The sequence below is a fragment of the Nostoc sp. ChiQUE01b genome, from assembly GCF_034531255.1.
GTDB lineage: Bacteria > Cyanobacteriota > Cyanobacteriia > Cyanobacteriales > Nostocaceae > Nostoc.
Genome location: NZ_JAVRBM010000080.1, coordinates 1 through 22,242, shown reverse-complemented (window position 1 = coordinate 22,242; position 22,242 = coordinate 1). Strand labels below are relative to the sequence as shown.

General features: G+C 42.0%; 18 protein-coding genes and 3 pseudogenes. 10 read left to right on the top strand and 11 right to left on the bottom strand.

Going from position 1 to position 22,242, the window contains the following annotated elements:
• Nucleotides 1-282: 282 nt before the first annotated feature.
• Nucleotides 283-1,518 (top strand): annotated as a pseudogene (locus RMY63_RS33240) (glycosyltransferase family 4 protein); the annotation flags it as partial.
• A 412-nt stretch (nt 1,519-1,930) separates the two neighbouring features.
• Here RMY63_RS33240 and RMY63_RS33235 read toward each other — a convergent pair.
• Both RMY63_RS33235 and RMY63_RS33230 read right to left on the bottom strand, forming a co-directional pair.
• On the bottom strand, nt 1,931-3,127 hold the full coding sequence (locus RMY63_RS33235) for a DUF3466 family protein (RefSeq protein ID WP_322732784.1): 1,197 nt from the start codon (nt 3,125-3,127) through the stop codon (nt 1,931-1,933).
• A 36-nt stretch (nt 3,128-3,163) separates the two neighbouring features.
• Nucleotides 3,164-3,319, bottom strand: a complete 156-nt coding sequence (locus tag RMY63_RS33230; protein ID WP_322732783.1) for a hypothetical protein — start codon at nt 3,317-3,319, stop codon at nt 3,164-3,166.
• Between RMY63_RS33230 and RMY63_RS33225 the strand changes: the two genes are divergently transcribed.
• Complete coding sequence (locus tag RMY63_RS33225; RefSeq protein WP_416212568.1) at nt 3,307-3,390, top strand: transposase-like zinc-binding domain-containing protein; 84 nt, start codon at nt 3,307-3,309, stop codon at nt 3,388-3,390. The genes RMY63_RS33230 and RMY63_RS33225 overlap by 13 nt on opposite strands.
• Here RMY63_RS33225 and RMY63_RS33220 read toward each other — a convergent pair.
• From RMY63_RS33220 to RMY63_RS33210, 3 genes and pseudogenes are all read right to left on the bottom strand, one after another.
• Nucleotides 3,372-3,539 (bottom strand): annotated as a pseudogene (locus RMY63_RS33220) (phenylacetate--CoA ligase family protein); the annotation flags it as partial. The gene RMY63_RS33225 and the pseudogene RMY63_RS33220 sit on opposite strands and share 19 nt — an antisense overlap.
• A 72-nt stretch (nt 3,540-3,611) precedes the next feature.
• A complete protein-coding gene (locus RMY63_RS33215; RefSeq protein ID WP_322732782.1) occupies nt 3,612-4,004 on the bottom strand; it encodes a hypothetical protein in 393 nt (130 codons plus the stop codon).
• A gap of 456 nt (nt 4,005-4,460) precedes the next feature.
• Nucleotides 4,461-4,700: a hypothetical protein gene (locus RMY63_RS33210; RefSeq protein WP_322732781.1), complete on the bottom strand. Its 240-nt coding sequence runs from the start codon at nt 4,698-4,700 to the stop codon at nt 4,461-4,463.
• A 154-nt stretch (nt 4,701-4,854) separates the two neighbouring features.
• Here RMY63_RS33210 and RMY63_RS33205 point away from each other — a divergent pair, with 154 nt between their 5' ends.
• Nucleotides 4,855-7,704 carry an NACHT domain-containing protein gene (locus tag RMY63_RS33205; RefSeq protein WP_322732780.1) on the top strand — a complete coding sequence of 950 codons (2,850 nt, stop codon included), beginning with the start codon at nt 4,855-4,857 and terminating at the stop codon, nt 7,702-7,704.
• Between the two features lie 101 nt (nt 7,705-7,805).
• Here the strand turns inward: RMY63_RS33205 and RMY63_RS33200 are convergent, their stop codons facing one another.
• Nucleotides 7,806-7,943, bottom strand: coding sequence for a hypothetical protein (locus tag RMY63_RS33200; protein WP_322732779.1), 138 nt, complete (start codon nt 7,941-7,943; stop codon nt 7,806-7,808).
• A 99-nt stretch (nt 7,944-8,042) separates the two neighbouring features.
• Between RMY63_RS33200 and RMY63_RS33195 the strand changes: the two genes are divergently transcribed.
• A complete protein-coding gene (locus tag RMY63_RS33195; protein ID WP_322732778.1) occupies nt 8,043-8,669 on the top strand; it encodes a transposase in 627 nt (208 codons plus the stop codon).
• A gap of 68 nt (nt 8,670-8,737) precedes the next feature.
• Here RMY63_RS33195 and RMY63_RS33190 read toward each other — a convergent pair whose 3' ends face one another.
• A complete protein-coding gene (locus RMY63_RS33190) occupies nt 8,738-10,252 on the bottom strand; it encodes a phenylacetate--CoA ligase family protein (RefSeq protein WP_322732777.1) in 1,515 nt (504 codons plus the stop codon).
• Nucleotides 10,253-10,433: 181 nt separating this feature from the next.
• On the opposite strand from RMY63_RS33190, the gene RMY63_RS33185 reads away from it, so the two are divergent.
• From RMY63_RS33185 to RMY63_RS33175, 3 genes are all read left to right on the top strand, one after another.
• Nucleotides 10,434-12,128: a serine/threonine-protein kinase gene (locus RMY63_RS33185; protein WP_322732776.1), complete on the top strand. Its 1,695-nt coding sequence runs from the start codon at nt 10,434-10,436 to the stop codon at nt 12,126-12,128.
• Between the two features lie 208 nt (nt 12,129-12,336).
• Complete coding sequence (locus tag RMY63_RS33180) at nt 12,337-14,502, top strand: serine/threonine-protein kinase (protein ID WP_322732775.1); 2,166 nt, start codon at nt 12,337-12,339, stop codon at nt 14,500-14,502.
• An 879-nt stretch (nt 14,503-15,381) separates the two neighbouring features.
• On the top strand, nt 15,382-16,317 hold the full coding sequence (locus tag RMY63_RS33175; RefSeq protein WP_322732774.1) for a DVUA0089 family protein: 936 nt from the start codon (nt 15,382-15,384) through the stop codon (nt 16,315-16,317).
• A 208-nt stretch (nt 16,318-16,525) separates the two neighbouring features.
• Here the strand turns inward: RMY63_RS33175 and RMY63_RS33170 are convergent, their stop codons facing one another.
• On the bottom strand, nt 16,526-17,143 hold the full coding sequence (locus tag RMY63_RS33170) for an NUDIX hydrolase (protein WP_322732773.1): 618 nt from the start codon (nt 17,141-17,143) through the stop codon (nt 16,526-16,528).
• Between the two features lie 66 nt (nt 17,144-17,209).
• Nucleotides 17,210-18,412 (bottom strand): phosphoglycerate kinase, encoded by a 1,203-nt coding sequence (locus RMY63_RS33165; protein ID WP_322732772.1) that lies wholly within the window; start codon nt 18,410-18,412, stop codon nt 17,210-17,212.
• 89 nt (nt 18,413-18,501) lie between these two features.
• Between RMY63_RS33165 and RMY63_RS33160 the strand changes: the two genes are divergently transcribed.
• Nucleotides 18,502-18,912: a universal stress protein gene (locus tag RMY63_RS33160; protein ID WP_322732803.1), complete on the top strand. Its 411-nt coding sequence runs from the start codon at nt 18,502-18,504 to the stop codon at nt 18,910-18,912.
• Nucleotides 18,913-19,155: 243 nt separating this feature from the next.
• Here RMY63_RS33160 and RMY63_RS33155 read toward each other — a convergent pair whose 3' ends face one another.
• Nucleotides 19,156-19,653 carry a hypothetical protein gene (locus tag RMY63_RS33155; RefSeq protein WP_322732771.1) on the bottom strand — a complete coding sequence of 166 codons (498 nt, stop codon included), beginning with the start codon at nt 19,651-19,653 and terminating at the stop codon, nt 19,156-19,158.
• Nucleotides 19,654-19,799: 146 nt separating this feature from the next.
• Nucleotides 19,800-19,886 (bottom strand): annotated as a pseudogene (locus RMY63_RS33150) (toxin-antitoxin system HicB family antitoxin); the annotation flags it as partial.
• Between the two features lie 189 nt (nt 19,887-20,075).
• On the opposite strand from RMY63_RS33150, the gene bioU reads away from it, so the two are divergent.
• Both bioU and RMY63_RS33140 read left to right on the top strand, forming a co-directional pair.
• The gene (gene bioU / locus RMY63_RS33145; RefSeq protein WP_322732770.1) at nt 20,076-21,095 is read left to right on the top strand and encodes a (S)-8-amino-7-oxononanoate synthase BioU; all 1,020 of its coding nucleotides are present in this window, start codon (nt 20,076-20,078) and stop codon (nt 21,093-21,095) included.
• Nucleotides 21,096-21,261: 166 nt separating this feature from the next.
• Nucleotides 21,262-22,173: an alpha/beta fold hydrolase gene (locus RMY63_RS33140; protein WP_322732769.1), complete on the top strand. Its 912-nt coding sequence runs from the start codon at nt 21,262-21,264 to the stop codon at nt 22,171-22,173.
• The last annotated feature ends 69 nt before the right edge of the window (nt 22,174-22,242 follow it).

The following is a 22,242-nucleotide window of genomic DNA, read 5'->3' as shown; positions in this document are numbered from 1 at the left end:
AAATTGCCATATCTATGAAATTAAAGCTAGAGATGAATGAAAAAATCTCATTTTTATCTATCAAAAGTATGAGATACGGATATAACAATTTCCTATATCTAAAGAAACTAAAAATATTTGTATTTCATCTAAAAGTCTACTTCTGACAGAGGATGTAAAAAAAAATTAGACATCATAAACTAAAATCAATAAAAATCAAAGTTCCTAAACAATTTATCCAAGTGTGCTATACACGAGCTTGGAACGACCTAAAACTTTGTTAAAATCAGCAACACACAAACTATGAACTCTACCACCGAAAAACGTATCGCCTTGATTTCTGTCCACGGAGACCCAGCGATTGAAATAGGGAAAGAAGAAGCTGGGGGACAAAATGTTTATGTGCGCCACGTAGGTGAAGCACTAGCGCAACTAGGATGGCAAGTTGATATGTTTACCCGGAAAGTGAGTCTGGAGCAAGACTCGATAGTTGAACATAGCAACAATTGTCGAACTATTCGTTTAAAAGCTGGCCCCCTTGAGTTTGTGCCGCGAGATGAGATTTTTGAATATCTGCCAGAATTTGTTGATAATTTCCTTAAATTTCAAGTAAAAAATGATGTTACATACGAGTTAGTTCATACTAACTATTGGCTCTCTAGTTGGGTGGGGATGCAGTTAAAGAAAATCCAAAAGAGTAAACAAGTTCACACCTACCACTCCTTAGGAGCAGTCAAGTACAACACTATAGAAGATATTCCTCTAATTGCTAGTCAGCGATTAGCAGTGGAAAAACAGGTGTTGGAAAATGCAGAGCGAATTGTGGCGACAAGTCCGCAAGAAGAGGAACACATGCGATCGCTAGTTTCCACAAAAGGTAATATCGACATTATTCCCTGTGGTACAGATATTCAGCGATTTGGTTCGATTGCACGAGAAGCAGCCAGGGCTGAATTGGGAATTGACAAAGAAGCCAAAGTTGTATTATATGTAGGGCGTTTTGACCAACGCAAAGGGATAGAAACCTTAGTGCGGGCAGTAAATGAGTCTGGGCTACGTGACTCCAACAATCTCCAGCTAATTATTGGTGGTGGTAGTATTCCAGGTAACAGCGACGGCATTGAGCGCGATCGGATTGAGCAAATCGTCAACGAATTGGGGATGAGTGACTTTACCACTTTTGCAGGTCGTCTGAGTCAAGATATTTTACCAACTTATTACGCCGCTGCTGATGTTTGCGTTGTTCCCAGTCACTACGAACCCTTTGGACTAGTAGCGATCGAAGCTATGGCAAGCGGTACACCAGTGGTAGCAAGTGATGTCGGCGGACTTCAGTTTACTGTAGTGAATGAAAAAACTGGTTTATTGGCTCCAGCACAAGATGTAGATGCTTTTGCATCTGCTATTGACCGAATTCTCTTAAGTCCACAATGGCGAGATGAATTGGGTAAAGCTGGTAGAAAGCGCGTTGAAAGTAAGTTTAGCTGGGATGGTGTCGCAAATCAATTGAGTGAACTTTACACCCAACTGTTGCAGCCACAAACAGTAGCGTCAACAGCAAAAGAACTAGTACACTCAACCGCCGAACTAGTTCAATCAAAAGCAAAAGAACTAGTACACTCAACCACAGAACTAGTGCAATCAACAGCAAAAAAACCAGTTTTGGTTGCTAAATAATTCTCTTGTGTAACAGATAATGGTGAATGGGTAACTCGGAAGTAAGCAATAATTTTATTTTCCTAGTCGTCACTCACCATTACTCAATCATTTATTGTGAACTACCTATACCGACCTGAGTACAGGTACGGTGTAGGATTCCCAAGAAGAACGGTAAATTAAGACCTCTTGGTATGCCTTCCTGGTCAGATAAATGTAAGAGCGCCCTGGAAGGGCGGGGCTTATCTACGAGACGCTGCGCGAACATACCCATGTTCCGCTCCACTCCACGCTCTTAGGAAGGGCTTGCTTCCCCTGCTAGAAAGCCCTCTCCCCCCCTGCCTCTTCGGTGAGGTTTGTGCTTGAACGTTGCTAATAAAATTACACTAGCACCAAACGACAAAATAGGAACACCTGAAGTTGGTTCAGCTACAGAGACAGATGAGATTGGTGTCAAGAGGAAGGCGTGTAATTCACCATTAATTGCACCACGACCGACAATTTGTCCTTTATTATTAATGGCAGATGCTGCCGTCAAGGTAAAGCCAGCCTCTGAACCAGGAGCAATCAGGTCATTTAAGTCGTACAGAGTGTTATCACTATAAAGAAAAGCTCGTAAACCATTGCCATCTGCTGCAAAAAAGTTATTCTTAGTGCCAGAAAACCCGACTACTTGACCCAAATTATTGATTCCCAAAGCAGTACTAAATAAATCTGTAGGACGTAACCTACCGAGGTCTTGGAGTCCCGTGCTGGAACTGTACAGAAAAGCACGACTATCACCTACGCCAGTGAATCCCGAACTACCAACTACTTGTCCTGAGTCATTAATATCGTTTGCTTGACTGTACCTGTCACCAGGGAGAGTACCGAGATTAGTGATTATACCGTTGTCGGATAAAAAGGCTCGGCTGGAAGAACCGAAAATGCCAACTACCTGACTTAGATTATTTATGCCATAGGCAACATAATTTTCATTTAGATTACTATTAATAATAGTTGTCTTACCATTGCTGTATAGAAAAGCGGCTCCGTAGGGAAAGGCAAGTTTTGGGAATATACCGCCACCACTTGTACCGCCAACCACCTCACCTGAGTCATTGATAGCATAAGGAATGCCTTTAAGACCGGTATTTTGCGTTGTTCCACCACTGTAAATAAAGATGTTATTATCACTGTCGGTCTTACCGATGGAATTACCAACTACTTGCCCCAAGTTATTGATACCACTCACTGCAAGTTGACCATCACCAGGTAAGGGACTAATTTTTTGGACTGAACCATTGCTGTAAAAAAAAGCACCGCTAAAAGTATTAATGGCTATCTCACCTGAGTTATTAATATCTGTAGCGTAACTGTAAGGTTCTCCTATAAGATTGCCTAAGTCAGTAAGTGAGTATAAAGATACCGCCAATGCCGACTTGGATGCAGTAAGACTGATTGCGGTGAAGGTTATTGCTGTTATGCAGGATTTCCACTTAAATAAAACCATGTTACTTTGCCGTGATTTTTTATTACCCTACTAAATCTACCACTGAACAGTAGGGTGGCAAGCTGCCGTATCTGGCATTTTAGCGATCGCCTCTTTACTACTCTCAAACTTCTTGAGGTAAGCTGGTGTAACTTCTAAAAAGGTGGCGGTTCTTCGATACGGCGTTGCATAATTAAGGGATGAACTGTCCATATTGTGCATCCAACCTTATCCGTAAGAACGGGCATCGTCGTGGTAAACAGAACTACATCTGTGTCGATTGACGGGTATAACGATGTTTCACACCAATAGAGAAATATTCAAAATCACCCATTGGCGCTAATGTAACTTGTGGTGTTTGATATTCTGCGGGAACGTAGTTAGCAAACTCGCTATTTAAGCGTAACAATTGTGAAAGAATAGAAGATGCGATGCCTGCGGCGGGCTACGCCTACGCAAAGCAATCGGCATCATTCACGGTGTAATAATGCCTAGTTATTGCTTGTTACGCTGTCTGTGTAGAAGCCGCTTTTGAGTCTGCGGTCGATTTTAACCGGGTGATAGTAGCTTTACGAATGCGATCGCTTTTGCGTACTCCGCCTGTCATTTCGTATTCCCGGCTGTCTTTGCCATACTTCAACGCCACACCACTGACTAAGCGTTCTGAAGTTTCGCGAATGCTCTTTTCAAGGGTTTCTATTTCTGCCTTTGCTGTGTCAAGGGCAGTTAACATCATATTATATTGGTCAATCTGGTTGCGCAACTGCCCGGTTAACTCGGTTAAATGGTTTAAACTGATCGAATTACCAAAATCGAGGCTGGAATTAATCGATTTAAATCCGATTACTCTCTGTTCGGTTTTTTCTAGCACGGTAGAACTTCTTTTTTTGCGTGGCATCAATGCACACCTTTTACTAAACTTATCTTTCTAGAGTGTCTCAATGGAACAATTTAGTGGTTCAGTAAAACTTGCAAAAAAAGGTGTTTTTTGTAATAAGATTTGATTGCTAGCTCAGTAATTATACAATACTAGACAACAAATCGTTGAGAACAGACTTATGTTCTGAACGAATGAACTTGTGTTGTGAATGAATGGACTTGCGTTCTGAACGAATGGACTTGTGTTGTGAACGAATGGACTTGTGTTGTGAACGAATGGACTTGTGTTGTGAACGAATGGACTTGTGTTGTGAATGAATGGACTTGTGTTGTGAACGAATGGACTTGTGTTGTGAATACTGTTTGGTTAAGGTAAAAGACGCGATAAATCGCCGTCTCTACAAGTAAAAATTGCGATTTACCGCGTTTTTGGGATCTATAATTTTTATCTGATAACCTTAACCGAACTGTATTACTATTTATCTTCAGAATGGCGAGCTCTGGGTAACAGGCTCTTTTTCTGTTTTTCTTGGAAACTGCTGGCTTGTTTCAGGACTGGAATACACTGGTTAATCATCCAGATTAAAACTTCGATTGGTGAGTCACCTTGCTGAAGGCGGTTTTCAACATTTACGCCAATTAATATTGTTTGCAGAATTAACAAGAAAGCGATCGCTCTTTGACTTGTAGTTTTAACAGGTTTTTTAGCTGACATCTGAATTCACCTTGTTTTTAGATTTACAAGGTCAATTCTTTTTTTGGGTATTTCCTCAGACACATCCCCCACGCAGCGTCTATAATGCTTGTATAATCAGGTTTTGCGGCTTGGGGAAGCTTGTTTGTTTGGGTAATTTAAAATTATTTGACTGATGTCAAGAAATATTCGTGGAGATGAATCAGTTTTAGAGAATGTACTCAGTTTGGTAGAAGCATTGCTGCAACTGTCCCAAGAGCAAGACTGTGAGTCAAAACTTCCACTTTGCGTTGTCTGGAATGCAGATAAGCTGAGAATTACCGGATATAAAAGCCAACAAACAAGAGGAAACAGAAGCAAAACATCTGAAATTGGTGCAAAGAAGGAATATTTACTCCAACAGATTAAAAATGTTGGCAAAACTTTAAAACTTCCCCGGCAAAAAGCAGAATCTAACGTTTCTCAGAAAGAAAGAGAATTACAAGAGCTTCAAACTGCACTTGACTGGCTATGGAAGTTGAGAGTGCGAGAACCGGAAAAAGCTGCAAACAATCAAGGTTATTGGAAATTTACCCTGACGCTAAAACATCAGACAGCAACGATAAAAGATAATCTGGAGGTGGTTAAGCAGAAGTGGAAGGAATACCAGAAGACGAATTTAAAAGAAACATTCCAGGTACAAACAACAGATAATAGCTTTGACTGGCAAGAAATCTACGGTGCTATGCTGGAAAAGCACAAGCGTCTCACCACAAATGAGTTCCTGTTTGCTGAGGATGAAATGAAATTTGAGCTAAAGGAAATTCATGTTCCTTTAGCATTGGTGGAGCGTAATAAACCGAAGAAGTGCAGCGAGGATATTTCCCCAGAACAAGGTTCGCAACTTTACGAACCGAGTTATGAAGAGAAGCAGCGATTTGAACATCAGGCTTTTTTAGAGCAAATTATCCGTGATGGTGTTGGTAAAACTCAAGGACACCGCATCGCTTTAATTGGGGAACCGGGTGCGGGAAAAACTACTCAGTTGCAAACTATAGCTTTTTGGATATTAAACAAAAATCTGGGTTTACCAATTTGGATTTCTTTGGCAGACTTGCAAGGAAAGAGTGTAGAAAATTATCTGTTGCAACATTGGCTGAAGAATGCTTTAGAAGTGGTGCGTGTAACAGAAGAACAGGAAAACGCTTTTGCAGATTTATTCAAGAATAATTCTGTGTGGTTGTTGTTGGATGCAGCAGATGAAATGTCTTCACCCCAACCATTAACTGAGATTTCCCAGCAGTTGATGGGATGGGTGAAAAATGCGCGGGTTGTGCTGACTTGTCGGGTAAATGTTTGGGAAGCAAACGCCAACGCTTTAGAAAATTTTGAGACGTATCGGTTACTCAATTTTGAATATCCGCAACAAGTGCAAGAGTTTATTGGGCGTTGGTTTCACAACAAGGATGCAGACAAAGGGGAAAGATTATGGCAGGAATTAGATAAAGCTGAACGTCAGCGCATCCAAGATTTAGTTAAAAATCCTTTGCGGTTAGCGCTGTTGTGTAGCACTTGGCAAAGTTCTGATAAAGGTTTACCGGAAACGAAAGCCGGACTGTATCAACAGTTTGTGGAAGAGTTTTACAACTGGAAAGAAAACCGCTTCCCTACCAGCGAACATCAGCAAGAGGAATTAAACGCAGCGTTGGGACGTTTGGTAAAACGGGCAATTCACCAAGAAACGTCACGGTTTCGGCTACGACATAAGCTTGTGCGTGAGGAATTAGGTGATCCAAAACAGCAAAATTCTTTATTTTGGTTAGCGTTAAAGTTGGGATGGCTAAATGAAGTTGGACTGGCTGCGGAATCAGCAACGAAAGAGAAAGTTTACGCTTTCTACCATCCCACATTTGAGGAATATTTTGCAGGGTTGGCGGTTGATGATTGGCACGAGTTTCTGAATCATGTTCCCGATAACCCCGCGCTAGGCGTTTATCGCATTTTTGAACCGCAGTGGAAAGAGGTGATTTTGCTGTGGTTGGGACGTGAAGATGTGGAGAAGGAGGAGAAAAATGCTTTTTTAGATGCTTTGGTAGGGTTTGATGATAGCTGTGGTGACTTTTACGGATTTAAATCTTACTTTCTAGCTGCTATGTGTCTTGCAGAGTATGAATCCTATAAACGCACAAAAGAAATCTTTACTCAACTGATAGATTGGGGCTTTGGTGATTTAAATAGAATGAGAGAAATCTTAGAAACTCCGATTACAACAAATGCTAACGCTGCATTGATCGAAACTAATCGTCGTCAATTAACAATATTTTTAACAAGATTTTTACATGAAAGCCATGATGAAGAAATACTCTTAAAATTAGCTAAGATCGCAGTAGAAATAAAAACAGATAACGAAGACGTAGAACATGTTTTAAATAATCTTCAATCTAGCAAAGACCTGTCAATTCGTTTTTATGCTTCTTGTGTGTTAGACAAACTTAGAAAAAAACATTCTAGTTCAATCGAAACTAAAGAAATCAGTGAACAAAAAGAAAAAATTCCTGTTTTGGATGAAAACAACAAAATAGTGGGATATTTAACTTTTGTAGAATATTTTAATCAATTAAGACAGGTTGCACGATTTATTCATCTAAGTAGTGACGACAATAGCCTGTTGATGGATAATTTAAATAAACTATTAAAGTTAGGGCGTAATAAATTTGTACGTAGTTTAATTGCCCGTGCTATAGGAGAAATATGTGGGGGAAATTTTCATATATATAATGCTTTAATTAAGATAATCTATGCGAGTAAAGAAGGAAATGTTTTACAATCAGCTTCTTTTTGCCTCATTGAGATACTTCAAAACCAGCTTTACCCATTAGCAGTTAATAATTTAAAAGAATGCATAAATCAGAAAGAAGAAGACGATTCTCAATTTATACGTAGAATATATTGCTACGAAGTTATTTGGAAGTGCGCCCAAAGTATGCCCTACCCCGCTTTTTATCAAGCTTGGCATCAACAAGAGAAAGTGAAAGATGAAGAGTAGGAAAGAAAAATACTTCCTCCAGCCAAAACATAAGCGAAATGTAGAAGCAGCAATCCCTTGCAAATACGCGATTCATCATGTCTCGTAAGCGTTTCGTAAATCTATCGCGTCCGATCTTTCCGCAATCCAGGGAATGCGATCGCCCCTAATAAAACAGATATCGTGAACAAGATGGAAATGCGATCGCAAAAACGATCGCCCCTTGTAGAGACGCGATTCATCGCGTCTTTATTTCCCACATTTACATAGTGAGAATAATTCCGAATTTGTTGGGTTGGCAATTACATAAATGCAAGGCAATACTAGCATAAGTTTTTGCCTCAACAAAAAATGTAATTATGAATAATGACGATCCTCAACCAAAAAACAACAAACCCAAATACAAAGGTAAATATCGAATTGACTCAACCCGTTTGCCAGCATGGAGTTATGCCAGTAATGCTGGATATTTCGTTACTATTTGCACCGACGATAAGAAATGCTTTTTTGGTGAGGTTGTGGATGGTAAAATGCAGCGATCGCCAATTGGAGAAATTGCTCAGAAATTGTGGTATGAGATTCCTAATCATTTTTCTAATTGCCAGATAGATTCGTTTTGCGTCATGCCTAATCATATTCATGGAATTTTGGTTATTAATCAAATACGAGAAGGAGACGCGAATCAAATACAGGAAGAAGACGCGATTCATCGCGTCTCTACAAGGGGGGATGATCAACGGGGTGGGGTTACTGGGTTATTTAATCCGATGTTGTCTAAAAACTCCCTTTCTAAAATTATTAGGTGGTATAAAGGACGATGTACATTTGAAATTAATCAAATATATGAAGGTTTTAGATGGCAAGAAAGGTTCCATGACAATATAATTCGTAATGAATTCGCCCTCGATAAAATTAGACAATATATTATCAATAATCCAATCAATTGGGAACGCGATCGCGAACAACCACCCCATTCCCCCTTGTAGAGACGCGATTCATCGCGTCTTCTTCCTAGATTCATCGCGTCTTCTTCCTAGATTCATTGCGTCTTATACTATTGACGCGTATACCGATGTTTCACCCCAATGGGAAAATATTCAAAATCACCCATCGGCGCTAATGTAACCTGTGGTGTTTGATATTCTACCGGAACATAATTAGCAAACTCGCTATTTAAGCGTAACAATTGTGAAAGAATAGAAGATGCGATCGCAAGTCTTTGAGCTTCATTACCCTCTACCCCTAGTGCTAATTCCACAACTACAGATAAAAATCGATTCTTATCTGCGTCTTCTACTACCTGCAACACGAATTTACCCGTCACCCATTCTTGAATTACTGGTTGTTCTAATCCCACCGTCACATTTTCGGGATAGATATTTGCGCCAAAGTAGGAAACTGTAAAGTTAGAACGACCGAAGACATAAACAAAAGGTAGCTGATGAATACCTCTTGGTGATTCTTGAGTATCAGAACAGAGATTTTCCAGCGGGTTAAATCCCCATTCTGCTAAAAATTGCAGCATCGCATCATAACTAATTATCCCGCCAGTATCCAAGATGTCATAACGCACTAAGGGAATACCGTTATCTCCCGAAAACAGCAATCCGCCATCTTGAACTTCAAAAAAGCGAGTGAAGGGATCGTATTGTACTAATGTGGGTAAACGCGATTCCCCAAATAAAGCTCTCGCTGCATCGGGATTTTCTGCCAAAAAACGGCGAATACAGATACTTAACGGTGTTTCATTACCCAAAACTCCGGCATCCGCAGTCCCGTAAAGTGATGCAAAATCATAACAAGGATTTTGTGAACCAACTCTTTCGCCAACCAAACTCCGCCATTCTTCACTAAATACTTCTCCCGCCATCACTAATTTAATCTGATATTGCTGCCACTCCACACCACGAGCAATACCAGTATCAATCACATCTTTTAAAAATGGTGGGTATCCCAATAACACCACTTGCTCAAAACCTGAGCCTAGTTCCTGCACAACTCGCAAGATTTCTTCTTTGTTGTTACCAGGAGTAATTACAGTGATGGGATAACCTTTACTAGCAAGATAACGACAGCAATTAGTGGTAAACATCCCACCTACCCAAGTGCCTAAAGTGAAACAAATCACTGCTAGGGTACGTCTGGTGTCTGTATAGAAACTATCGTGAAAAATCTGTTCAAAGCGTGTGGCGATTTGGAGTTCATCTGTGAAAAAACGAGGCCAAAATGTCGGTTTACCACTAGAACCTGATGAAGCAGCTATCATGTCGCACTCTTGGAGTTGTCCGTTACGGCACAAGTCAGCTAGAGGATAACGCAGTATATAATTTTGTTTAGCGATCGCTGGTAATTTCTGAAACTCCTCCAAGGTTTGAATAGTTGCGGGATTAATTTCCCTTTCTGCTAAAAACGCCTTGTAGGCTGGTACATTCGCCGCTACATCGTCAAATAAACTCAAAGCTGACGGAATTTTAGTGTTGAGATGCCGTTGCAGTATAGTTTCTAAGGGGGTAGATAAAAAATCTTCAAATGCTTTAATTACTTGCTGATGTCGTGATTTGCTGTTCATGACGCTTGTTGTTTATCCTGAAGTAGAATCAACACCGTTAAAAATAATTCGTAATACTCGCCATTCGCGTAGCGTCTCGTAGAGAAGGCGAGAAGCAAGCTACGTAATTCGTAGAATATCCGAAAATGAGGGTATGCGCGTTGTAGTCATTCAATAAAACCTTAATTTATCCTTCAGCACCATGCAGCTCTATTGCAGTAAACAACACACAAATAATGGTAGTAACCGCTTTTGTACCCATTGTGGTGAACCATTACCTCTTGCTGTGGGACAGGTTGTGGATAATCGCTATCAAATTATCCGTCATCTAGGACAGGGTGGCTTTGGACGCACCTATTTAGCGGAAGATATCAATAAATCCCATCAAACCTGTGTGCTGAAGGAATTTGCACCCCAAGTACAAGAAAATCAAGATTTACAAAAAGCTAAAGAGTTATTTGAGAGAGAAGCGAATGTCCTGAAAAAACTCCAGCATCCACAGATTCCACGTTTTCACGCCTCGCTACAAGTGAAGATAGGCACTAAAGATTTTTTCTTTTTAGTGCAAGATTATGTGGATGGTGACAATTACTACCAGTTATTAGAACAGCGTGAAAGTCAAGGAAAAACCTTTAGTGAAGAGGAAGTAATCACCCTCCTGCAACAGATTTTACCCGTGTTATCCTACATCCACTCACGAGATGTAATTCACCGCGATATCTCTCCCGATAATCTCATCTGGCGGCGTTCTGATAATCTGCCAGTGTTAATTGATTTTGGTGGCGTTAAGCAATTGCCAGCTTCTCAAGGTTTTTGGCGTACCAAGTTGGCTGAAAATAATACTTTGCTGGGTAAAAAAGGCTACGCTCCAGAAGAACAGCTACGGCAGGGCAAAGCATTTTTTAGTAGTGATTTATATTCTTTAGCGGTAACATCACTGGTGTTGCTCACAGGTCAAGAACCGCAGAAACTATACGACAGCTATCAGGGAATTTGGGGATGGGGAAAGGAAATCCAAGTTAGTCCCAAACTGGAAGCGGTGTTAAAAAGGATGCTGGCTTATAGACCGAGCGATCGCTACCAACGAGCCGAGCAAATCCTCAAAGATTTACCATCGCCAACTGCGGCTAAATCTCCAGGTAATTATATTACCACCAAGATTAAGACGATGGTAGTTGCTCCCGGAAGACAACGCGCCAGTGCCGTTGTAAGTAGATTCCAGAGGCAAACGCAAGCGATTGCTAAACCGGCATCTTTCCCTGTTTGGATTCGTCCTTTTGTGATGAGTTTAGGGGGAACGGCTTTAGTTGTCTTAACTGGTGCAGGGACTTGGGCGGTGGTAAATGCAGTGATTAAGAGTGTAACTTCAATTACTATCCCGTCAATTTCATTACCGCAAATTCCCCAGTTTCCCAATCCCAGCGGTAAACCAGTAAGCGACAAAGGAAAAAATAGCAACCTCGAGAAAATTATCAGTCGTCGTCAAGAGCTAGAAATTCCTGAAGGATTTTTTATTCGCACAGTAGATGATTTATTTTATACAAAAAAACCAGAATTAAAAGGGCGTAGCCTGACATCTAAACCTGAAGACACTGGTTTACGAGATGAATGGTCTGGTATCGCTGATGATTTATTGGATAAACTAGAACAGGCTGACCTCAGTACAGCAACTCGTCGAAAATTAGGGAACTATAGTCAAAAAGATTACGATACATGGAGACGACAAGCGCGATCGGGTCAGTTTGGGAACTATACAATCGATCAGTTGACCAAAGACACAAATGAAAAATTTGATCGGTTGTTTCCCAATCATGATCGTAAGAAACTGAATCAACAGACTTTTGGTCAAATTTGGTATGCGATCGCAGCCGATCAAGTCAGTAAAGTACAAAGATAGAGTTAGGAGTTAGGAGTTATGAGTTATGAGTTATGAATTAGGGCAATTTTCTTTCTTTATAGACCATGGTTTAAGACAGGAAGTAGGGAGTAGTGTAGTTTAATCAATTGAAAAACGCTACTCTCTGCTCACTGTTGACTATTAACTCTTAACTTATAACTCCTAACTCCTAACTCCTAACTCCTAACTCCTAACTCCTAACTTTCCAATGAATTCTATCTATTGTTCTAAAGGACATGAAAATTCCCCAGGTAGTCGCTTTTGTCTCCAGTGTGGTGAAAATTTGTTGGATGCGCCCATGAGTTATGGTATCCAACCGGGACAGACTTTAGGCGATCGCTATGCGATTGTGCGTCAAATTGGCCAAGGTGGCTTCGGACGCACTTATTTAGCTGAAGATGTCAACCGTTTCCGAGAACTTTGTGTTTTAAAAGAATTTTCCCCCCAAGTTCAAACCGCTTACGTTGTCGAAAAAGCTGAAGAACTCTTTGAGAGAGAAGCGAGTGTTCTTTATAAACTACAACATCCCCAAATTCCCCGCTTTCGGGAACTGCTGCGGCTGAATTTAGGGGGCAAAGAATATCTATTTTTGGTGCAAGATTATGTAGAAGGGGAAACTTACAATTCCTTGTTAAATGCCCGGATACAACAGGGTTTGCGCTTTACAGAGACGGAAATACGCTTTCTTGTGCTTTCAATTTTGCCAGTGTTGGAATACATTCACTCTCTAGGAGTAATTCATCGAGATATTTCCCCAGATAATTTAATGCTTAGGACTGTTGACAAACTGCCAGTTTTAATTGATTTTGGCGGTGTCAAACAAGTAGTAGCAACCGTAGTTTCTGAATATTACCAACCCGGTATAGCCGCACCTCCGCCAGCACCAACCTTATTAGGTAAAATCGGATTTGCACCCCCAGAACAAATGCAAACAGGGTTAGTATCTCCTCATAGCGACTTGTATGCAATGGCTGCAACAATGTTGGTTTTATTGACAGGGAAACAACCCCAAGAATTAATTGATACCTATACTCTCACGTGGCAGTGGCGACGGGAAGTTAATCTGAGTCAAAATTTGGCACAGGTATTAGATAAAATGCTATCTGCTAGACCAAGCGATCGCTATCAATCAGCCCGTCAAGTACTCCAAGCCCTCAACTCACCCCCAGCGAACTATCCACCAACTCAATATCCCACTCCACCACAACCCACATCCGCCACCGTCGCCGTCTCCCCACCTCCCCCACCTTCCCCAACCCCTCCATATCCCTCATATCCCTCATCTTCCCCCTCTTCCTCCTGGTGGACACCAACAAAAACCTTCCTGGTGGCGGCGCTAGTAGTTGGTAGTGTGGGATTAATTTGGTGGGGATTGAATGGCAGACGAGATGTCGGGCAAGTCGACCCTAATCCTACAGCCAGCCCCATTCCAACTAGCGAACAACCAACCGATCCTTTGGCGCAATATTCGCCAGCAGAACGAGAACGCAAAGAAAGATTAAGCGATCGCCGTCAACAGTTGGGTATTAACTCTAACTTCTACGTGAACTTGGTGAATCAAGTTTTTTGGGACAGAAATCCCAGTTTACGAGGACGCACTCTCAGCGATGGCTCTGAAGATGAGAGTTTGCGCGCAGAATGGGATAAAACAGCTTCGGAATTGTTGGAAAAGCTTGCACCACTGAGTTCCAATGCACGCCAAAAACTGGGAACTTACACAACTGCTGAACGCGATCGCTGGAAACTGGAAGTCAACAAAGTCAACGTTGGTAGTCGTTCTTTGTATGATTTGGGAGACGAGGCTTTTTTCAGTGTATTCCCTGAACAGCGTAGTAAAAATTTTCGAGATCAGCCCATTGGGCAAGTTTGGTACGGATTTGTTAGCGATCGACTCAGTGCTATCCTTGGCGGTAACGCTTTCCAGAAACTTGTCTTCGATCCTGGGGCTACTGGCAAAACAGTCAGCAGTACTCTCCAACCTGGTGGTGGTAAAGTATTCATTGCTGGACTTGCCAAAGACCAATCTCTAGACTTGAAGCTAGAAGCAAATTCCCAAGTCTTGTTATCAGTCTATTCACCCTCTGGCAAAATTCGATTTTTAGAAGATTCTACGAAGCGTAGTTTGTCAACTAAATTATCAGAAAATGGATTTTATGAGTTTGTTGTAGTTTCCACAGCAACGAAACCAGTAGATTATCAACTCAGCATTACAGCGGAAAATCCCACCCCTCCCCCATCGCCAACACCAACGCCCACGGAAACATCCACGCCTACACCAACTCCTACGCCCACGCCCACGCCAACTCCTACACCGACTCCCACAGAAACCGCCACTCCTACACCGACACCAACGCAGGAGACAACGCCTCAGTAGAGAGTCATCCTCTGCATCTATCTGGAGTGGAGTGTCTCTACGTGAATTGAAGAAGAATGGAGAATTCAGAATTCAGAATTCAGCAATCTTTGAGTGAGGGATTCAGACCCGCCACTCAAAGATTGCACCACCAAATCTACGATTTGGTGGGGGTCTTAAACCCATCTATTCAGCGTTCGATTGAGCGCTCACGCCGAAGTCTGCTAGTCGCACAGAATTTATGCTGAATTCTGACTTCTGACTTCTGAATTCTGTTTCGATAAAATTTATGGGAAGCATCCCAATGCAAGCAAAAATACACAGAACTGGCACAAAAACCTAATTTTCCGATCCCAAATAACTATATAAAATCTGATGTTGAAACTTAACTTAACAACGATACCACCTTCATCTGAAAAATCTCGCAACGTTCACCAAAAAGAACAGTAGTTTTAAACAATATTTAATTAAATTTTACACCTATTTTTTAATGTCTTAATCAATCGCATTTGTTGCCTTTTTAAGATTTGTTAAAGATATTGATGTAACCTTGTACTTCATGATATGCATATAAGTACAACGTGGGTTCAAAAAGATTTAAAAAAAGAACCAAAATATTTCAGCTAATTACTTTCCATTTGGGTAATCATCAATTAAGGAATTTTCAGGAAATTGATTATCTAATTTTGTGGAGTAGGCGTCTCGTTCGCGCGCAACCAAAGATGGGCTTTTCGGGTCAGCCTACAACAAATAGTTGGATATTTTTTTCTTTAGAAGTTCCTAACCAAATAATTAATGTTTTCTAACTTAGAGATTACTTAAATGGCAAGTAATCTACAATGAATAGTTCTTTGACTGAGGCTGAACTTACGTATTAGTGAGAAACTCAGGAGAGATAATATGGCATTTAAATTCGGCACTGCAGGTTCTGAAACGATAGATGGGACTCCGGCAAATGACACGCTAGACGGTGGTTTCGGCAATGATATCCTCAATGGTGGCGACGGCGATGATAGTCTACAAGGCGGGCCAGGCAATGACGTACTCAATGGGGGGTTTGGAAACGATATCCTCATCGGTGTTTGGCCTGGTAGTCCGCTTCCACCTGGATTAGGGGAAACTGATGAGTTGACTGGCGGGGCTGGAGTAGATAGATTTATCCTGGGCGACGCTGAAAATGTTTTCTACGACGATACCAACACTACAAGTCCTGGTTTTGGGGACTTGGCTACTATTATTGACTTCGACTCTAGCCAAGATCGAATTGAACTCAAAGGATCTCCACAGGACTACCGCCTGCAAGTTGCTGGAAACAGCACACGAATATTCTTAGACAAACCGACAGGAGAGCAAGATGAGATCATAGGTGTTGTGCAGGGGAGAAAAAATCTCAGACTTGACAGTGATGACTTCTTGTTCTATGAGCGGGAAAATGCTGGAGAAGCTACAAACGGCACACTGGGCGGCGCTGAAGGGTTAGGTTCCTTATCATCAGGCTCAAACGTTAATCTTTCAGCCCAGTTAACAGCAGTTCAACCGGGGAGTAGTCCTGGTTTCGACTTTTTTAAATTTTCTTTAGCAAATCCAGGAACTGTCACTATCAGGACAGTGACATCGGGAGATACAGTTCTCGGACTGTTTAACGGTGCTGGGAAGTTAGTGACCAGTAACGACGATGGTGGCGGTGGCAATTCGTCATTAATCACCAGTTCTCTGGGTGCAGGTACGTATTTCATCTCAGTGAGTGACTATGCTTTCTTCCCTCAAGATGGCGGAACTTTCTCTAGTAGCACCTTTAACCCTCTTTCTTATACGTTACAAGTCAGTTTGGCATAAGAACGTTGTCAACTTAAAAAAGTACTGACATCAGAGGGCAGATTCAAGGATACTTTTCTTCCTAGCTAGGGGAACACGGTAACGTGTCCCCCTTACCCGACAAGAGACTATTTACAAGTCCGGGCTATTTTATGAGTCCGAATTCAGAACTCAGGAGTCAGAATAAAGCCATGAATTCTGTATGCCAATTTTTGTAATGCAGAGGCATTTAATCAAAGTCTGTTGGTAAATCTGGTTGGCGGTAATGCTGGAAAAGTCGCGTGATTTGCGCTGGTGTCACACGTCCGATGGAAAGTACTGGTAACGCATCTTCAGAGAAAAAACCTACTTCTTCAGTTTCAATACTTGATGATGGAGAACCACCAATAAGTTCACATTTAAAAAACAGCTTGTAGACATAAAATGGTAATGGTGGATGTCCCTGTTTGTTTCTGTCATAGACTGCTAGGAGTTTGATAGCGCGTGCTTGATATCCCGATTCTTCATATACTTCTTTCACAACTGCTTCACTCGGCGACTCGCCAACATCAGCCCATCCACCAGGTAAAGTCCAGAAGCCGTCTACTCGTTCCTTGACTAACAATATAGTATCATCACGAAAAATTGCTCCTCGCACATCAATTTTGGGAGTTGCATATCCTAATTCACGGCTAAATAAATCGAGGACATAGCTATGTTCTACATTTGAGTAACTCGCCATCATTTCCGTGGCGATCGCTCGTAATTGCTTATAACGTTCTATATCATAAACACCCTGAGAATAGGTTAGACCATTTTGAGCGATCGCTTGTAATTTTTGTGCCCATTCCAGCCATTTAGTTTCCACAATTTTTCCTCTATTTAATGTAGAGACGTTACATGTAACGTCTCTACATAATTCTAAAGATGGCTATTAAGCATCATCTAAAGCTGCAATTCCAGGCAATACCTTGCCTTCAAGTAACTCCAAGCTAGCGCCGCCGCCGGTGGAGATGTGGCTCATTTGGTCAGCTAAACCAACCTTTTCCACAGCCGCTACTGAGTCACCGCCGCCAATAATGGTAGTTGTGCCAGTTTTACTGATATCGGCGAGGGTATGAGCGATCGCTTCCGTACCTGCCGCAAACTTATCAAACTCAAATACACCCATCGGCCCGTTCCAAATTACTGTTTTGGTATCTGCAAGGGCATCTTGGAAAACTTTCACCGAGTCTGGCCCAATATCCAAACCCATACCATCAGCGGGGATGTTCTCAATGCTGACGGTTGTCGCATTAGCATCGGGAGCAAACTTATCTGCTGATACGATATCTGTGGGTAACAAAAAGGTAACGCCCCGTTCCTTAGCCTTAGCTTCCAAAGATTTTGCTAGTTCTAGCTTGTCTTCTTCTACCAAAGACTTACCAACATTCAAACCACGGGCTTTGTAGAAAGTAAAAATCATCCCACCGCCGATGATCAGCTTGTCGCACTTTTCCAGCAAAGTTTCAATCACGCCAATTTTACTAGAAACCTTGGAACCCCCAATAATTGCCGCCAAAGGACGTTGGGGATTTTCAATGGCGTTTTGCAGATATTTCAATTCCTTCTCAACCAAATATCCAGCCACAGAAGGGCTGAGGAATTTAGTTACACCTTCAGTAGAAGCATGAGCGCGGTGTGCAGTACCAAAAGCATCATTTACATAAAAATCAGCATTAGTTGCCAATTTTTTTGCAAATTCTGCATCATTTTTCTCTTCTTCTGGGTAAAAACGGACATTTTCCAGTAACAGCACTTGGCCATTTTGCAGGGCGCCAACTTTAGCTGCAACTTCATCGCCAATGGAATCATCAGTTTTAATGACTTCTTGCCCCAGTAACTCAGACAGACGCTTGGCAACGGGAGTTAGGCGTAATTTGTCATCCACACCCTTGGGACGGCCAAAATGGCTGGCGAGAATGACCTTAGCTCCCTTCTGCGTCAAATCTTGGATGGTTGGTAGAGCGGCGCGAATGCGAGTATCGTCAGTAATGTTGCCTTGATCGTCCACAGGTACATTAAAGTCAACCCGCACTAAGGCACGTTTCCCAGATATGTCGGCCGAAGATAAACTTGCTAAACTTTTTTTGGACACACCAAACTCTCCTGATTGCCTTTTTGTTATTGTTTTGAAAGTAGAACCATCAAGATTTTACCGGAGTCAGGGGTACCCAAGTGACAGATATATTTAAGACGGTATTATTTCCTATCGATCAAAGCCGGGAAACGCGTGAAGCTGCTGATGTTGTTACCAATGTAGTCAAAAAGTACAGCAGTCGCTTGGTGCTGCTATCTGTGGTAGAAGAGCCACCTCCAGATGCGCCTAGTGCAGACGATCCAATGGTGTCGCCAGAGGTAGTTGCTAAACTGCTGGAAAATGCCCAATCTTTATTTTCTGGACAAGGAATTCAATCTGAAACCCTGGAAAGGCAAGGTAAACCAGCTTTTACGATCTGCGATGTTGCTGATGAAATCGGGGCTGATTTAATTATTATGGGCTGTCGAGGGCTAGGCTTGACTGAAGAGGGAGCGGATGATAGTGTTACGACTCGCGTGATTAACCTTTCCCCTTGTCCAGTGCTGATTGTGCCTTAGCAGTGTGTTGCTCAATACTAGTAAATTTGTAGTGCGATCGCTAATAAAAAGTTCTGCGATTGTTGTCAAAACGGGGCTGAGGAAGGTTGTCCTAGATTTAGTGGTGCTAAATACAGGCATCAAGTTTTAGCCTTAACCGAGCATTATTGACTCCTACCTCCTGCCTCCTTAGTTGACACCAATGGGCACTGCCGTGCCCCTACGGGTGTACCTGACATAAACGAGAACCGCTATAAGTCAACTTTACGGCATAAAATTTCTCACATTGTTTGGGGGACAGTAAATACTTCTACCAAAAGAATCGCCAGTTTCTGCATCCCTTAATTCCACAAGTTTAGCGTTATCAGTACAGACACTTCTACCTTTAGACATTCTCAACTCACCTTGGACAAAACCAGTCACTATCCACACCATTCGATTGTTAGAAATCGATGATTTGTACTCTCCTGTTTTGGCTGCAAATTCCTCGTATGTTGTAAGTTTCGCTTCTGTAATTCGCATCTTGGTAGAGTTTTTAATAACACTTTCAATCGTAATAAAACGGGTTGCTGGTAAACTATTATTTGCCGGATACATTCGTACTTTTGAGTTGAATGGTATTGGTTGATTGACTTGCTTTTTTGTCTGTACTGGTTTACCTGTGGCTGTCTGCACTAACAATAAAGTAGTGGTGCTAGCAAAGATAAAAGCAGATAATGAAGTTATTGTAAAAAGATTAAATATAGTGCAAATACGCTTCATAATACTCAAAATGCCAATAATTTATAAGAGGAGCAAGAAGAAAGAAATATGAATGAAACTAAGGGACGCTATCGAGGGTCATTACTAACTACAAATTATTTGAAGCGATCGCTTTGATGAGTGTTTGCATCATCGCCCCAGAAACTCTATTCTGTCAAAGCGTCAAGTTTAGCCAGTATTCTTAAGCTTTGTTCTGGGTTGCCAGTTGCGACCATTGCTTTAAATCTGGTATAGTTACACTCAAAAAACTCAAAAGCGATCGCTCACAGATAAATATCTGCAATATCCAGCCAAAGAACCCAGGATAATGAATCATAATTAATCTCTATAGCTTTGAGTTATCAGCCATCAGCCACCAGTTACCAGCCGGAAGCTGAGATGCGGAATACTCAAGGCTTTTGATTCAACTTAACGAATTAACTATGAATTCTGAACAAATCAAAAATTCTCTAAATATTTCGCCAGCGATACGTGTGGGAGTACTGGGTTTCGGCGGACTTGGACAAGCAGCCGCCAAGGTAGTTGCTGGTAAACAAGAAATGATTTTAGTCGCAGCAGCAGACCAAAAAGGCTACGTTTACGCTGCTGAAGGTTTAAATACTGAAAAATCCATTGCAACTTATCAGTCTCAAGGTTCGGTGGGTTATTTAGAACCAATTGGTACATTAACAAATCAAAGTATTCAGGATTTAATTGAAATAGCTGAAGTAGATGGGTATTTTTTGGCTTTACCCAACCTGCCAAATGACTTTATTCCCACTGTCGCCAAGGAATTTATCAAATCTGGTTGGCGTGGGGTACTAGTAGATGCGATTAAACGCACCACTGCTGTAGAACAACTCCTAGCGATGAAGGAGGAACTACAAGCTGCGGGGATTACCTATATGACAGGATGTGGTGCTACCCCTGGACTGTTAACAGCAGCAGCAGCTTTAGCCGCCCAAAGTTACGCCGAAATTCATCAAGTTGAAATTACCTTTGGGGTGGGAATTGCGAACTGGGAAGCTTACCGCGCCACTGTTCGGGAAGATATAGGTCACATGCCTGGTTATACAGTGGAAACTGCGAGGGCGATGACTGACGCACAAGTAGAAGCACTACTAGATAAAACTAATGGCGTCCTGACCTTAACAAATATGGAACACGCTGATGATGTGATGTTAGAAGTCGCAGGGATAGTAGGGCGCGATCGCGTTACAGTTGGTGGTGTAGTTGATACCCGCAATCCCAAAAAGCCTCTCAGCACCAATGTTAAGGTAACAGGACGTACCTTTGAAGGGAAGATTTCTACTCATACATTTACTCTGGGAGATGAAACCAGCATGGCAGCCAATGTCTGCGGCCCTGCTTTCGGCTATCTCAAAGCTGGTAAACAATTACACGAACGCGGCATCTATGGAATATTCACCGCTGCCGAAATTATGCCTCAATTTGTTAGGTAAATAGGGAATGGGGAATGGGGAGATGAGGGAGCAGGGGGAGCAGGGGGAGCAGGGGGAGCAGGGGAAGAAGAATTATTGATTAATGCCCAATGCCCAATCCCAATCCCCAATGCCCAATCCCCAATTCTTATAATGGTATTTCAGCGCTGATAAATCGGAGGTAAGTGTGACCACTACGGTACACTGGCAGGAACGGGTTGGTAATCAAAGAGATTGGATTTGGCGTGGCTGGCAAACCCGCTATACTTACATTCGCCCTAGCCAAAATCACCACAAGACAACGCCCCTAATTCTGTTACATGGCTTTGGCGCTTCCATTGGTCATTGGCGACATAATTTAGAGGTGTTGAGTGAGCATCACACGGTTTACGCCATAGATATGTTGGGTTTTGGCGCTTCTGAAAAAGCCGCAGCTAATTACAGCATCGAACTCTGGGTTGAGCAAGTTTACGATTTCTGGAAAACATTTATCCGTCAACCAGCGATATTAATAGGCAATTCCAACGGTTCACTGATTTCTATGGCCGCCGCCGCCAATCACCCCGATATGGTGCTGGGTATGGTGATGATGAGTTTACCCGACCCGTCATTAGAACAAGAAGCAATTCCTCCTGTGCTGCGCCCAATTGTCACAGCAATTAAAAATATTGTTGCTTCACCATTGATACTTAAACCTATATTTAACTTCGTGCGCCGTCCTGGAGTGATGCGTCGCTGGGCACGTCTTGCCTACGCTAACCCAGAGGCGATTACCGATGAACTGATCGAAATTTTAGCAGGGCCTCCCCAAGATCGGGGTTCTGCGAGGGCGTTTAGTGCTTTATTCAAAGCTGCGATCGGAATTAATTTTAGTCCCAGTGTCAAGACAGTATTACCAACCTTAACAATTCCCATGCTTTTAATTTGGGGACAAAAAGATCGGTTTGTTCCGCCCGCCCTGGCTAGCCAATTTGCCCAATATAACGAGAAGTTGGAACTACTAAATCTGGAGGATGTCGGGCATTGCCCCCATGATGAATGTCCAGAACAAGTTAACCAAGCGATTTTAGATTGGATTGAGTTAGGAGTTAGGAGTTAGGAGTTAGGAGTTAAGAGTTAGGAGTTAGGAGTTAGGAGTTAGGAGTTAGGAGTTAGGAGTTAGGAGTTA